Raw genomic sequence first — 14,466 nt, 5'->3', positions numbered from 1 at the left:
AGACCGCGTCGCGGCCATCGCGAGCAGGCTCGCTCCCACAAGATGAGCGCATTTCAATGTGGGAGCGAGCCTGCTCGCGAAGAGGCCGCCCAGACAACATAGAAACAGAGGTATGAAATGTCCCACCCCCGCTGGCTCAGAAACATCCGCCCCTACGGCGCCCCCGCCGAAGACCTGCTGATCGACAACGGCAAGTTCGCTCAACGCCGCCCGGCCTCCAGCACCCCGCTGACCGCCACCGACATCGACGGCCAGAACCAGCTCCTGACCGCCCCGCTGGTAGAAAGCCACGTCCACCTCGACAAGACCCTGTACGGCCAACCCTGGCGCCCGAACAGCGCCGGCCCGACGCTCAAGGATTACATCAGCAACGAGCGCCGCGTCCTGCGTGAAGTCAAAGCGCCGATCGCCGAACGCGCCGGTGCGCTGCTGGAAAACTGCATCGCCCGGGGTTCGCTGACGATGCGTTGCCACGTCGACATCGACCCGGAATTCGGCCTGCGTCACGTCGAGGCCATGCAACAACTGCGCGAAACCTACAACGACCTGATCGACCTGCAACTGGTGGTGTTCCCGCAAACCGGCCTGATCAGCCGCCCCGGCACCGCCGAGCTGATGCGCGAAGCCATGGCGCTGGGAGTGGAAAACGTTGGCGGGCTCGACCCGTGCGGCATCGACAACGACCCGATCGCGCAGCTGGACTTCGTGTTCAAACTGGCGAGTGAATTCCAGCGCGGCGTCGACATCCATCTGCACGACAAAGGTGAACTGGGCCTGTGGCAGATCGCCCGGATCGCCGATTACACCGAGCGTTTCAACCTGCAAAACCGGGTGATGATCAGCCACGCCTATTGCCTCGGCATGCTGCCGTGGAGCCAGGTCAAACCCGTCGCCGAGCGCCTCGCTGCGCTGGGGATTTCGCTGATGAGTTCGGCGCCGGCCGACTGCGCGGTGCCGCCATTCCTGGCGTTGCGTGAAGCCGGTGTCAACGTGTGCCTGGGCTCCGACGGTATTCGTGATGCGTGGTCGCCGATGGGCAATGGCGACATGCTGGAACGGGCGATGTTGTTGGCGTTCCGATTCGACCTGGGCAAGGACGATGAATTGGCGGCGGCGTTCGACGCGGCGACGGTCAACGGTGCGCGCGCATTGGGGATCGAGGATTACGGCTTCGCCATCGGCAGACCGGCAGACTTTCTGCTGATGCCGGTCGAAACCCTTGGTGAAGCCGTGGTTTCTCGGCCAGTACGTCAGGTCTATCGCAGCGGTGAACTGATCGCCAGCGGCGGTCGTCTGCTGGGCAGCCGTCTGTGAAACGGATCGGCCTGAAGGCCAGTTGCGTGGTCGGTTTCGACGGAACGCAGCATGTGCTGTGGCGTGACGGCGAAGTGGTGTTCGCCGGCTCGCGCATCGAGTTTGTCGGGCGCGGTTACCAAGGGCCGGTGGACCAGTGGATCGACTACGGCAATGCGCTGATCGGACCCGGCTTCATCGACCTGGATGCCCTCGGCGATCTCGACTCCACGGTGCTGACGCTGGATAACGGCGACGAACGCGCCATGGGCCGGATGTGGTCGGCGGAGTATCTGGCGGCCGGCCCGCGTGAGTCGTTCAGCCCCGAAGAAGAAGTCTTCAAATATCGCTACGCCTTCACCCAGTTAATCCGCAACGGCATCACCACCGCCATGCCGATCACCTCGATGTACTACCGCGAATGGGCGGAGACCTACGACGAGTTCGCGGCGGTCGCCGATGTGGCGGGCGAACTGGGCCTGCGCACCTATCTCGGCCCCTGCTACATGAGCGGCATGAGTTACTGGCGTGCCGACGGCACCCTCGCCCATCACTGGGATGAGGCGCGGGGTCTGGCCGGACTGGACGCAGCCGAACGGTTTTTCAAGGATTTCGATGGTGCTCATGCGGGGTTGATTCGTGGTGCGCTGCTGCCGGATCGTATTCAGACCTGCACCCCGGCGCTGCTTCAGCGCACGTCCGCATTGAGTCGCGAGCTGAACGCGCCGATGCGCCTGCATTGCTGTCAGGCGCTGGGAGAAGTGGCGATGGTCGAACAGCTGCGCGGCACCTCACCGCTGGGCTGGTTGCAGCAGCTGGATTTGCTGACGCCACGCAGCCTGTTGCCCCACGGCATCTACACCTCGGGCGATGACGATCTGCAACGGGTCATCGACGGCGGCGCGAGTCTGGTGCACTGCCCGCTGGTGTTCGCCCGTGACGGCGAGGCACTGAATTCGTTTGGCCGCTATCGCGCCAAGGGCATCAACTTCGCCCTCGGTACCGACACCTGGCCGGCGGACTTGCTGGCCAACATGCGCCACGGTCTGAACATCGCCCGCTTGATGGAGGGCGGCTCGGCACTGACCAGCAGCCTCGATCTGTACAACGCCGCGACCCTCGGCGGCGCCAAGGCATTGGGGCGTGACGACCTCGGTCGCCTGGCGCCGGGCGCCAAGGCCGACATCACCGTCTTCAATCTGCGTGGCCTGCATTTGGGCCCACTGTTCGATCCACTGAAAAACCTGCTGCTGGCCGGGCGCGGCGACGACTGCATCGCCAGTTTCATCGACGGTCGCTGCGTGATGCACGACGGTCAGGTCAACGGCGTCGACTACCCCACTCTGCAACGACAGGCCCAACGCCAATACGAAAAACTGATGCGCAGCCACAGCGACCGGGCCTTTGGCCGACCGGACTGGAAAACCCTGTTCCAGCCGGCCATTCCGTTCGCCGACGACTACAGCGCCGAAGCGCCGTTGAGCGCCATCGATCCACTTCTTTAGAGAACACTGCCATGTACAGCTTCGATTTCAGCCAACTGAGTCCACGGGAAAAGTACAAGATTCTGATCGGCAGCGTGGTGCCGCGTCCGATTGCACTGGTTACCACCATCGATGCCGAAGGCCGGGTAAACGCGGCGCCGTTCAGCTTCTTCAATGCGCTGTCGGCGGACCCGCCCATCCTGGCGCTCGGCGTCGAGAACTATGGCGACCAGAGCCCGAAGGACACCACGCGCAATATCCAGATGAATCAGGAATTCACCGTCAACATCGTCAGCGATGCACTGGTGGAGGCCATGAACGTCTGCGCCGTGCCATTCGCGCCGGGCTTCGATGAGTTGACCGCAGCGGGCCTCACAGCGATTCCCGGCACCTCGGTCAAATGCCCGCGAATCGGCGAAGCACCGGTGGCACTGGAGTGTCGGCGGATGATGGCGCTGAACATCGGCCAGTCGCGGGAGATCATTTTTGGCGAGGTGTTGATGGCGCATGTGCGCGACGAGTTGATCGATCCGAAAACCCTGTACATCGATCAATTGGGGCTGGATGCGATCGGGCGCATGGGCGGCCATGGTTATGCGCGGACCCGTGATTATTTCGACCTGCCGACCCGCTCGTTGCAAGCGTGGACAGAGGCACCGGGGGGCGGCGAGCGGTTCTGGCCCGCCAAATAAAAAAGCGGCCCACCGAGGTGGGCCGCCGTGCTGATCGTTCCCACGCTCCGCGTGGGAATGCATACCGTGACGCTCTGCGTCACAGTGGACGCGGAGCGTCCATGGCGGCATTCCCACGCAGAGCGTGGGAACGATCAGCAGCCTGGGTTTCAGTCAGTGCCGTACTTCGGCGACCGTGGCCCGTACAGCAGGCCCGCCGGATGTCCGGCCGACAGCAGTCGATTGCTGGCCACACCGGCAATCGGGTAGCCGGCATCGGTGGAGCTGTTGATGATCTGCTTCACCGCTGCGGTGATCAGCATGCCGATCAGGCCGCCGGCGTTGCTGTTGTTGCCCTCCTCGCTCGACGCCCGGGCCGCACCGGTCCACAGGGTGACGCCGGTTTTCAGGTCAACCAGTTTGGCGCTGGCGGTGACGGCGGTTTCGCTGCTGATCACCATGTAGCGCGTGCCGTACTCGCTGACGGTGATGTACAGCGCCGCGTCGGCACCGAAGATTTCCTGCAGTTTGTTGGCCGGCGCCGCATGGATGTCATCCGGCGTGGTCAGGCCGTTCTGGCGGAACGTTTCGTCGACCAACGTGATCGGCAAAACGTAGTAACCGGCTTCGGCCAGCGGGAACGTCACTTGCGACAGCAGGCTGTAGGACGCCTTGACGTCCGGCGAGGTGTTCAGCGGCGGCAGCACCAGAATGGATTTCGGCCGCGCTTGCTTGTACGCCGAGTAGTCCACGGTCTTCGGTGCAACGCAGCCACCGAGAACGGTCAGCGCCAGGCCTGCGGCCAGCAGTTTCAAGGCACGGGAGATCATTGGGCGTCTCCGGTCTTGGCGTTTTTAAGCAGAAAATCCATGTAGGTGCCGGACTCGGGAAACAGGGTTTTCTCGGTGCGCAATTGCTGCACCATCTGATCGTCCTTGCCCATGCTCAGGTACAGCAGACCGAGATGAGCGTGGTAACCCGGCGGTACCGGTTTGCCGCTGGCGCGGATCTTTTGCAGATCGGCTTCCAGCGCTTCGGCCTGGGCCTCTTTCGGCGTTTCGCTTTTGAAGTATTCGTAGACTTGTGGCTGGTAGCCTTCCCACTGATACAGGGTTTGCGGGCTGCTGCAACCGGCCAGCAAGGCGCCAGCAGTCAGGGCCATCAGCGACCGGGACAGGGACAGATTCATGGTGTGTTGCTCCTTGCGATGGGCGTCTATCAGTTGCCCGGTTTCCAGGCACCGGCGTTCATGCCATCGACCAGACGATTGATCGCCTCGCGCATGGCCAGATCGAGGACTTTGCCGTTGAGGGTGGAGTCGTAGGCAGCGGTGCCGCCGAAGCCGATGATTTCGCGGTTGGACAAGGCGTACTCGCCGGCGCCCTGGGTCGAATACACCACTTCGGACGTGCTGATGTTGACGATGTTCAGGTTGACCTTGGCGTAGGCGACCTGGGTCTTGCCACGGCCGAGAATGCCGAACAGTTGATGATCGCCGGTCTCTTTGCGGCCGAACTCGGTGACGTCACCGGTGACCACATAATCGGCGCCTTTCAGACGCTGGGCCTGGCCCTTGATCGCCGCTTCCTGCTGGATTTCGCCCATGTTGTCGCGATCGAGCACCGAGAAACGGTTGGTCTGCTGCAAGTGGGTGATCAGGATGGTCTTGGCCTGGCCGCCGAGACGGTCGACGCCGTCGGAGAAGATCCCGCGCATGTAGCTCGAACGGTTGTCGAACTTGCCCACGGCCATCGGGATACGCACACCGGACCATGCCTGGGAGGCGCTTTCCACCTTGGCCACCGGCAGTGCCCGGGAGCTTTCGGTGGCGCAACCGGAAAGCGAGCCGGCCAGGGTTCCGAGGACGGCAATCGCAACGCCCGAGACCAACATCCGGGAGATCATTCTCACTGTGCATTCCTTCTGAAATTCGATGTGTCCCCGCACGGTGATGTTGTGGGGGATCGGGAAAGGGGCGGCATTATGCCAAAGTGCCATCAGTGAGGACAGGTTTTTTTGACGTCAGCAAATTGGCTTGCGAATCAGCCAGCAGCTCTCAGTACCGATCGTTCCCACGCTCTGCGTGGGAATGCATCCCGTGACGCTCTGCGTCACAGTGGACGCGGAGCGTCCATGGCGGCATTCCCACGCGGAGCGTGGGAACGATCACTACAACAGGGTCAGTGGGTGTCAGTGGAAATCGCGGCTTTGCACCCGAATTCCGTTGAGCAGCGGGCTGAGGTCACTCAAGCGTCCGGCGATCAGATGCCGCACCTCGCCTTCACGCTCCCAGCGGCCATCGACCTTGAGCAATTGCGAGCCCACCAGCACCTGACGCTGACGCTCGGCCAGATCGCGCCAGACCACCACGTTGACGTTGCCGAACTCGTCTTCCAGGGTCACGAACGTCACACCACTGGCGGTGCCCGGTCGCTGGCGTCCGGTCACCAGCCCCGCCACGCTGACCGGCCGGCCATGCTCGACCTCCAGCAACTCCCGGGAACTGCGACAGCGCCGCGCCCGCAACTCGTCGCGCAACAACGTCAACGGGTGCGGCCCCAGCGTGGTGCCGAGGGTGGCGTAATCGGTGAACAGGTCTTCGCTGACGCTCGGTGTCGGCAGCAGCACATCCGGCTCTTCCTGACTCGGCAACCCGGCAAACAGCCCGAGCTGTTTCTGCACCCCGGCCACTTCCCAGCGCGCCCGATGGCGGTGGCCTGCCAGGCCGCGCAGCGCTCCGGCGTCCGCCAGCAATGCCTGGGCGCGACTGTCGAGCCCGGCCCGTTCGCCCAGATCCGCGACGTCGGCAAACGCCCCCCTCGCCCGAGCGTTTTCAATGCTCCGCGCATCTTCCTCGCGAAAGCCCTTGATCATCCGCAGGCCCATGCGAATGGCCGGCTGCTCGCCGGCAATCGGCTCCAGGCTGCAATCCCAGTCACTGGCGCGCACGTCCACCGGACGGATCTGCAAATGATGCCGGCGCGCATCCTGAAGAATCTGATCCGGGCTGTAGAAACCCATCGGCCAGCTGTTGATCAGCGCACAGGCGAACGCCGCCGGTTCGTGGCACTTGAGCCAGCAACTGGCATAGGTCAGCAAGGCAAAACTGGCGGCGTGGGACTCGGGGAAACCGTAACTGCCGAAGCCCTTGATCTGCTCGAAGATCTGCGCGGCGAATTCCGGGCTGTAGCCGTTTTTCTTCATGCCGGCGGCCAGCCGTTCCTTGTGCGGTTCCAGTCCGCCGTGGCGTTTCCACGCGGCCATGGAGCGACGCAACTGGTCGGCCTCGCCGGGGCTGTAGTCGGCGGCGACAATCGCGATCTGCATCACCTGTTCCTGAAACAGCGGCACGCCGAGGGTGCGCTTGAGCACCACTTCCAGCTCCGGTGACGGATATGTTTCCTCTTCCTCCTTGTTTCGGCGGCGCAGGTACGGATGGACCATCCCGCCCTGGATCGGCCCCGGCCGGACGATCGCCACCTCGATCACCAGGTCGTAGAAGGTTTGCGGGCGCAGGCGCGGCAGCATCGACATCTGCGCCCGGGACTCGATCTGGAACACGCCGATGGTGTCGGCGCGACTGATCATGTCGTAGGTCGGGCGATCCTCAGGCGGGATGGTGGCAAGGCTCAGGTCCTGATGGCGATGACGGCGCAGCAGGTCGAAACAGCGGCGGATCGCGCTGAGCATGCCGAGGGCGAGAATATCCACCTTGAGCAACCCGACGGCATCGAGATCGTCCTTGTCCCACTGGATGATCGTGCGATCCGCCATGGCGGCGTTCTCCACCGGCACCAGCGTGTCCAGCGGCTGCTCGGAAATCACGAAACCACCGGGGTGCTGCGACAGGTGCCGGGGGAAGCCGATCAATTGCCCGGTCAGGCTCAGCACCCGGTGCAGCAGCGGACTTTCGGGGTCGAAACCGCCTTCGCGCAGGCGCTCCACGGGTGGCGTTTCATCGCTCCAGTGGCCGCAGCAGTCGGCCAGCGCATTGATCTGGTCCGGCGGCAAACCCAGCGCCTTGGCCACATCGCGGATCGCGCCGGAAGCGTGGTAGGTGCTGACCACCGCCGTCAGCGCCGCACGACGGCGACCATAACGACGAAACACGTATTGCAGGACTTCTTCGCGGCGCTCGTGCTCGAAATCCACGTCGATGTCGGGCGGTTCGTTGCGCTCCCTCGACATGAAACGCTCGAACAGCAGCGTGGTGCGGTCCGGATCGATTTCCGTGATGCCCAAGGCAAAACACACCGCCGAGTTGGCTGCCGAACCCCGACCCTGACAGAGGATTTTCTGCTCACGGGCGAAGCGCACCACGTCGTGCACGGTGAGGAAGTAGCTTTCGTAGCCGAGTTCGGCGATCAGCTCCAGTTCATCGTCGATCTGCTTAAGCACCTTGGGTTGTGCGCCTTTCGGCCAGCGCCAGGCGATGCCTTGCTCTGTCAGGTGGCGCAGCCAGGAACTGGCGCTGTGCTCCTCGGGCACCAGCTCTTTCGGATATTGATAACGCAACTCGCCCAGATCGAAGGTGCAGCGGCGGGCCAACGTCACGGACTCGTCCAGCAAGGCCTGCGGATACAACTCGCGCAACACATCGAGGCTGCGTAAATGCCGCTCGCCATTGGGGTGCAGGCGCAACCCCGCTTCGGCCACCGGAACGTGATGGCGGATCGCGGTCATGGTGTCCTGCAAGGCTCGCCGACCACGGGCGTGCATGTGCACATCACCGCTGGCCACGGCTGGAATCTGCAGCTCATCCGCCAGACTCAGCAGTGCAGCCAGTCGTTGTTGATCGTTCTGCCCGCGATGCAACTGCACCGCCAGCCACAGCCGTTCACCGAAGGTCTGTTTCAGCCAGCGGCCCTCTTCCACGTCATCGACCGAATCCGGCACCCACAGCACCAGCAATCCCGGCAACGGCTCGCTGAAATCCTCGCGCAGTATTTGATACTGGCCTTTTTGGGTACGCCGTCGAGCCTGGGTGATCAAGCCGCACAACGCCTGATATCCCTCGATGTTCTCCACCAGCAACACCAGTTTCGGGCCGTTCTCGATGCGGATTTCGCTGCCGATGATCAGCGGCAACTCAACGGACTTGGCCGCCTGCCAGGCACGGACGATCCCGGCCAGGGTGCATTCATCGGTGATCGCCAACGCCTGATAGCCGTGTTTTTTCGCGCGCTGGAACAGCTCCAGCGCACTGGAGGCACCGCGCTGGAAACTGAAATTCGACAGGCAGTGCAGCTCGGCATAACCCTGGTTCACGCGAACCAGCCCTGCAGCCACAACGGACCGCCCTCACCCACAGCCCGGTACGCCCAGCCTTGCTGGCCGGCGCGGTTCTGGATCAAGTAATAGTCGCGGCGCACGTCGTCACCGTCCCACCAGCCGGACTCGATCCGTTCCGGCCCCATGAGAATGCGCGCCGAACCTTCGGGCACGGACTGCGGCTCGCCCAACAACCAGCCCGGACGCTGCACGCCCGGCAACGCAGCGCAACGATGTTTGTCATCGGCGCTCTGCCACGCGCACTCCGGGCGATGATCGGCCTGAAAGCGCAGGCCCTGCACCGCCTCATCGCCCAGCCGCGCGCGCAGGCGTTCGCGCAGTTGCGCCCACGGCAAGGTCTGCTGCGGGCGGTCGTCGAACAGTTCCTGAAACTGCGGCACGAAACTCGGCAGATCCTCGGCGCGCAGACGAAAGCCGCGCACCGGGGCTTCGACCTGCACCTGCTCCAGTCGGCCACGGGCCAGTTCAAAGAGCATCGCCGGATCGCGCTCGGCGCTGAGCAGGCCGACCTTGATCAGCGTGTCCGGCAGCCCCGCATGTTCCAGGTGCAGATCGAAGCGCTGCACGCCGCTGTCACGCCCGCACAAAAACGCCGCCAGATCGGACGTCAGGCGGCGCAAGGGGAACAGCAGCGCCTGATGGGACTGCACGTCGAAATTGAGTTCGATGCGCACATCGAAACGATCCGGCGGCAGGTAGAACGCCAGCGCCAGCGGCCGTGCGCCGAACAGCGTGTCCAGGTGCTTGAGCATCGGCACCTCGAAACGCCGGGCCAGGGCCTGACGCGGCAGCTTCTGCACCTGATGAAGGTTGCGCAGGCCCATGCGCGACAGCGCCGTGGCCACACTCGGTTCAAGGCCGATGCGGTCGACCGGCAATTGCCCGAGATGATGGCGCAGGGCTTCACCGTCGGGCACCACCAATCCGTCGTAGGCGTTGGCCAGCACCCGCGCCGCCACCGGGTTGGGCGCGGCGACGATGCGGTGACGAAAACCCAGCTCCGTCAGCTCCGTGCGCAACCGAGCTTCGAACTGCGCCCAGGAACCGAACAGCCCGAGGCTCGATTCGATCTCGAACACCACGGTGCGCGGGTAATGCACGCTGACCTGAGCGCTGAAACGATAGGCCCAGGCGGCGAGAAACTGCTGCCAGTGCTCGACCTCGGCCGCGTCGTAATCGACGGTGGCAAAACCTTTGCTCATGGCCTGCGCAGCAGTCATCGACTGCCCCGGACGCAAGCCCAGTGCCCGCGCCGCCGGGTTGACCGCTTGCAGCACCCGGCGCTGGGCCGGGCCGCTGAGCAGCGCCAAGGGTTGCTCGGGATCGGGGCGTTGACGCAGCACGGCGTCGAGGGCCAATTGCGGGAACAGAATGCAAACCCAGCGCATGGCGACCTCAATGCCCCACGGCGAAGGCAATCGGTGCGCTGCGCGCCAGACCGCCCCGGCACTTGAGCACGCGCAATTGCGCCGGGCGGGCATCGATGGCAATCCGCAGCGCGGCCGGCGACGGGTTGACCGCTTCGCTCAACGGCCGCCACGCGAACGCCAGGGTCTGGCCGGTTTCCGCCGCCACCTGCAAACGGCGCAAGGCGCGGTCATCGGCCTTGTGCGGCCAGCACAGCACCGCGCCGCAACTGCCCGAGCGCAGGCATTGTTCCGCCGCCCACAGCGCATCGCGCTCGCTGGCCTGGATCACCGACAACTGCCGCAGATCGACCCCGGCATTGGCCCAGGCCTGCGGGTACGGTACGAACGGCGGCGCCACCAGCACGATGCGCTCGCCCGCCGCCGACAGCCGCGCCAACGTCGGCCACACCAGTTGCAGTTCGCCAACACCGGGCCCGGCCAGGAGGATTTCGCTCAGCGCCGCTTCCGGCCAGCCGCCACTGGGCAAGGCTGCATCCAGCGCCGCGTGCCCGGTGGGTTGCGGGCTGGCGGCCGGTGGCGCAGGCCGGCCCTTCCAGACCTGGCCGCCATTGAACAGCGTATCCAGCGCAACGACGGCACCCATCAGCCTTGCCTCACCAGACCGCAAAACACCCCTTCGATGGCCAAGTCCTGATCGGCCCGCACGACAATCGGTTGATACGCCGGGTTGCGCGGCAACAGGCGAACCTCATCGCCGATCCGCTCGAAGCGTTTAATGGTGACCTCGCCGTCAAGCCGCGCCACCACGATCTGGCCGTTGAGCGCTTCGGGGTTGCGCCGCACACCGACCAGATCGCCGTCGAGAATGCCGTCCTCGATCATCGAATCGCCCTGCACCCGCAGCATGTAGTCGGGTGTACGGGAGAACAGCGCCGGATCGAGCATCAGCCGATTGTGCAGCTCGGCATCGGCACCGATGGGCGCACCGGCGGCCACCCGCCCGAGCACCGGCACTTCGAGTAGTTCCGGCCGCGCCGGCTGCCCGAGCAGGCGAATGCCCCGGGCCTGATGCGGATTGACCTCGATAAACCCGGCTTCGGTGAGCGCCAGCACATGCTTGCGCGCCACGCTGCGGGAGGCAAAACCAAAAGCCTCGCTGATTTCAGCGAGGCTTGGGGGCTGACCGTGTTCGGCGATGCGTTCGCGGATAAAGGTCAGGATGGCGGTACGGCGGGGAGTCAGAGTCGTCATGGAGTACATTTGTACTCCTGTGGGATTTTCCTGACAAGCACCGCCAGTCAGCTCAAATCCCGCCCCCCCCAACCCCCCCTCACGGATGATCGTTCCCACGCTCTGCGTGGGAATGCCTCTAGGGACGCTCCGCGTCCAGTGACGCGGAGCGTCACGGGCTGCATTCCCACGCGGAGCGTGGGAACGATCAGAAGCACGGAGTCAGTTCAAACCGCGTTCGCCGAGAAACCCTGCGATGTAGTCGATAAACGCCACAACCTTGGCCGTCGCCCGTCGATGGCTCGGGTACACCGCCAGAATGTGCGGGCCGAAGCTGTCCGGATCGATCTCGTAATCGGCCATCACCCGCACCAGTCGCCCGTCGGCGATGTATGGCGCAGCGCTCCACAATGGCGTGTGCAGCAAGCCACGCCCGGCCAGGGCGCTGGCCAGCAGCAAATCGTAATTGTCGCTGCGCAACAGCGGCGCCGCCGGTTGCGCCAGGCTCAGGCGCTGGCCGTCGCGCTCGGCCCACCAGAATTCGCGGCTGAGCAACGGATGCCGGTACAGCAGCCATTCATGCTGATCGAGGGTTTGCGGCGTCACCGGCAAGCCCTTGCGCGCCAGGTATTCGGGGCTGCCGCACAACGCCAGGCGATTGCTGCCGACCACCCGGGCGATCAACCCCGGCAAGTCGTCATGCCCTTCGCGCAACGCCAGGTCGTAGCCACTTTCCAGCAGATTGACGAATTCGTCGCACAAATCCACTTGCAGGCTGATTTGCGGGTATTGCTGCAAAAAGCCGTCACACACCTGATCGAGAAACGCCCGCCCGTAAGCTAGCGGGGCGGTGATTTTCAGGCTGCCGCGCAGACCGTGCTGCAACTGCTCGATTTCCTCGCCGGCCTCGTCCAGCCGTTGCAGCACCTGGCGCGCGGTTTCCAAATAGAGACGACCGATTTCAGTCAGCAAAATCCGTCGCGTGCTGCGCTCGAACAGCCGCGCTCCAAGTTCAGATTCCAGATGATTGACCGCTTTGGTCAGGGCCGACGGGGTCTTGCCCAGTTGCTCGGCAGCGCGGCTGAAGCTGCCGAGCTGCGCGGTGACCACGAACATTTTCAGTGCACCGAGCTTGTCCATGCTTTTTCCATTCAGGCAAAAACGTTTTTCGTGAGGAAGGCGTTCTGTCGGGCGTTGGCAGCCACTAATCTGGCCATCAGACGCAATAACAAGGAAATGTTCAATGAAAAGATTCATCCCGCGTTTCACAAAAAATCTGCTGATCGCCGCTATGAGTTTTGCCTCGATGGAAGCCATGGCCGCCACCGATCTGGTGCTGCTCAATGGCAAGATTTTCACCGCCGATCGCGCCCAACCGAAGGTTCAGGCGCTGGCCGTGGAGAACGGCAAGGTGCTGAAAGTCGGCAGCGATGCGCAGATCAAGGCCTTGATCGAGCCCGGCACCCAGGTCATCGACCTGAAAGGCCAGGCGCTGATGCCCGGCCTGATCGACAGCCATTCCCACGCGATTTTCGGCGGGCTGGAAATGGTCTCGGCCAACATGGAAGACGAGGTGGTCGAACTCGACGAACTGGAAAAACGCCTGCGCGCATGGCGTGACGACGGCAAGGCCCGGCATGGCGATGTGCTGAGCGTGGCCGGCATGAGTTCGGCGTATTGGGCCAAGGCTGAAGCGCTGGGCAAAATCTTCAATCATGGCGAATGGGCCGACGTGCCGGTGGTGTTCACCGGCAGCGATCACCACACGGCGTGGGCCAACAATGTGATGCTCAAGCGTGCGGGCATCGACGCCGCGCTGCTGAAAACCCTGCCGGACGCAGAAAAAGACACCATCGGCAAACTGCCCAACGGTGAGCCGAACGGCTTTGTGGTCGATGCCGGTTGGGATCGGGTCGCCTCGAAAATGCCGGTACCGAGCCCCGCCGACATGCTCAAGGCTGCGCAATCGGCGGTGCGTTTCAACAACAGCCTCGGCATCACCGCGTGGATGGATCCCGCCGCCAACGCTGCGCCGGGCGAGCCGGTATTCGCCCTCAAGCCCACCGAGAAAACCGTCGGCGTATTGCCGGCCTACAAAGCCCTGTCGGAAAGCGGCGGCATGACCGCTCACGTCGCCGCGCTGCTGGTGGCCAATCCGAAAAGCGTCCCGGCCGATCTCGACACCCTCGACAAGGTTCGCCAACAGTTCCAGGGCATTCCCAACCTGACGCTGCCGGGGATCAAGATCTTCGCCGACGGCGTGATCGAGTACCCGGCCCAGAGCGCGGCGATGATCGACCCCTACAGCAACTCGCACAAACAGGGCGAATTGCTGATCGATCCGCAGCACTTCGGCGAACTGGTCAGCGCCATCGACCAGCGCGGCTGGCTGGTACATATCCATGCCATCGGCGACCGTGCGGTGCGCGAATCGCTGAACGGTATCGCCCAGGCGCGCAAGGACCGACAGAGCGGCGTAACGCACTCGATCACCCACCTGCAAATGGTCAACCCGAAGGAGTTCGCCCGCTTCAAGCCGCTGAACGTGATTGCCTCGATGCAACTGCTGTGGGCCAGCGCCGACGACTACACCACCGACATGATCAAGCCTTACGTCAGCGCCCTCGCTTTCCGCTATCAATACCCGGCGCATTCGCTGCTCAAGCAGGGCGCGACGATTGCCGGCGCCAGCGACTGGCCGGTGTCCTCGCCGAACCCGTGGAATGCAATGGCCCAGGCCATCACCCGCACCGGGCCGCTGGGCGTGCTCAACGCCGACGAACGCCTGGACCGCGAAACCATGTTCTACGCCTACACCGCCAACGCCGCGCGGACCATCGGCCTGGAACAACAGATCGGCTCGCTGAGCCCCGGCAAACAGGCCGATTTCATCGTGCTCGATCGCGACGTGTTCAGCGTCGACGACAAGACCCTGCATGACACCCAGGTCCTGCAAACCTGGTTCGCCGGCCGTCAGGTCTACGCCCCTACCCTCTAGCAACACAGCTTCCTTGTGGGAGCCAGCCTGCTGGCGATTGCGGTCTGACATTCAACTCATATGTCGCCTGACTTACCGCAATCGCTAGCAGGCTAGCTCCCACAGGCTTCCGCGCGCCCCATAACAAC

12 protein-coding genes are annotated in these 14,466 nt (G+C 63.9%); 4 read left to right on the top strand and 8 right to left on the bottom strand.

What is annotated here, in order from left to right:
• Positions 1-117: 117 nt before the first annotated feature.
• The 3 genes from PMI24_RS26130 to PMI24_RS26120 are packed head-to-tail and all read left to right on the top strand — an operon-like array spanning position 118 to position 3,469.
• The gene (locus tag PMI24_RS26130; RefSeq protein ID WP_007959449.1) at positions 118-1,314 is read left to right on the top strand and encodes an amidohydrolase family protein; all 1,197 of its coding nucleotides are present in this window, start codon (positions 118-120) and stop codon (positions 1,312-1,314) included.
• Positions 1,311-2,798, top strand: a complete 1,488-nt coding sequence (locus tag PMI24_RS26125) for an amidohydrolase family protein (protein WP_007959447.1) — start codon at positions 1,311-1,313, stop codon at positions 2,796-2,798. Before PMI24_RS26130 ends, PMI24_RS26125 begins: the two co-directional genes overlap by 4 nt.
• An 11-nt stretch (positions 2,799-2,809) precedes the next feature.
• Positions 2,810-3,469 carry a flavin reductase family protein gene (locus tag PMI24_RS26120; protein WP_007959446.1) on the top strand — a complete coding sequence of 220 codons (660 nt, stop codon included), beginning with the start codon at positions 2,810-2,812 and terminating at the stop codon, positions 3,467-3,469.
• Between the two features lie 149 nt (positions 3,470-3,618).
• On the opposite strand, the gene PMI24_RS26115 is transcribed toward PMI24_RS26120, so the two are convergent.
• From PMI24_RS26115 to PMI24_RS26080, 8 genes are all read right to left on the bottom strand, one after another.
• Positions 3,619-4,278 (bottom strand): DUF799 domain-containing protein, encoded by a 660-nt coding sequence (locus PMI24_RS26115; RefSeq protein ID WP_007959444.1) that lies wholly within the window; start codon positions 4,276-4,278, stop codon positions 3,619-3,621.
• Positions 4,275-4,637, bottom strand: coding sequence for a DUF4810 domain-containing protein (locus PMI24_RS26110; RefSeq protein ID WP_007959442.1), 363 nt, complete (start codon positions 4,635-4,637; stop codon positions 4,275-4,277). Before PMI24_RS26110 ends, PMI24_RS26115 begins: the two co-directional genes overlap by 4 nt.
• Positions 4,638-4,666: 29 nt before the next feature.
• The gene (locus PMI24_RS26105) at positions 4,667-5,353 is read right to left on the bottom strand and encodes a CsgG/HfaB family protein (protein WP_162130490.1); all 687 of its coding nucleotides are present in this window, start codon (positions 5,351-5,353) and stop codon (positions 4,667-4,669) included.
• A 285-nt stretch (positions 5,354-5,638) separates the two neighbouring features.
• On the bottom strand, positions 5,639-8,737 hold the full coding sequence (locus tag PMI24_RS26100) for an error-prone DNA polymerase (protein ID WP_007959438.1): 3,099 nt from the start codon (positions 8,735-8,737) through the stop codon (positions 5,639-5,641).
• Complete coding sequence (locus PMI24_RS26095) at positions 8,713-10,128, bottom strand: Y-family DNA polymerase (protein WP_007959435.1); 1,416 nt, start codon at positions 10,126-10,128, stop codon at positions 8,713-8,715. The genes PMI24_RS26100 and PMI24_RS26095 overlap by 25 nt, the downstream gene beginning before the upstream one ends.
• Before the next feature lie 7 nt (positions 10,129-10,135).
• Positions 10,136-10,753 (bottom strand): translesion DNA synthesis-associated protein ImuA, encoded by a 618-nt coding sequence (gene imuA / locus PMI24_RS26090; RefSeq protein WP_007959433.1) that lies wholly within the window; start codon positions 10,751-10,753, stop codon positions 10,136-10,138.
• Entirely contained in the window at positions 10,753-11,370 is a 618-nt protein-coding gene (gene lexA, locus PMI24_RS26085; RefSeq protein ID WP_007959430.1) for a transcriptional repressor LexA, read from the bottom strand. Before lexA ends, imuA begins: the two co-directional genes overlap by 1 nt.
• A 192-nt stretch (positions 11,371-11,562) precedes the next feature.
• Positions 11,563-12,480: a LysR family transcriptional regulator gene (locus PMI24_RS26080; protein WP_007959428.1), complete on the bottom strand. Its 918-nt coding sequence runs from the start codon at positions 12,478-12,480 to the stop codon at positions 11,563-11,565.
• Positions 12,481-12,583: 103 nt separating this feature from the next.
• Here PMI24_RS26080 and PMI24_RS26075 point away from each other — a divergent pair, with 103 nt between their 5' ends.
• Entirely contained in the window at positions 12,584-14,338 is a 1,755-nt protein-coding gene (locus PMI24_RS26075; protein WP_007959427.1) for an amidohydrolase, read from the top strand.
• The last annotated feature ends 128 nt before the right edge of the window (positions 14,339-14,466 follow it).

This window comes from Pseudomonas sp. GM25, from assembly GCF_000282255.1.
In the GTDB taxonomy this organism is placed as follows: Bacteria; Pseudomonadota; Gammaproteobacteria; order Pseudomonadales; family Pseudomonadaceae; genus Aquipseudomonas; species Aquipseudomonas aphyarum.
This window is presented reverse-complemented; position numbering and strand designations above follow the sequence as displayed.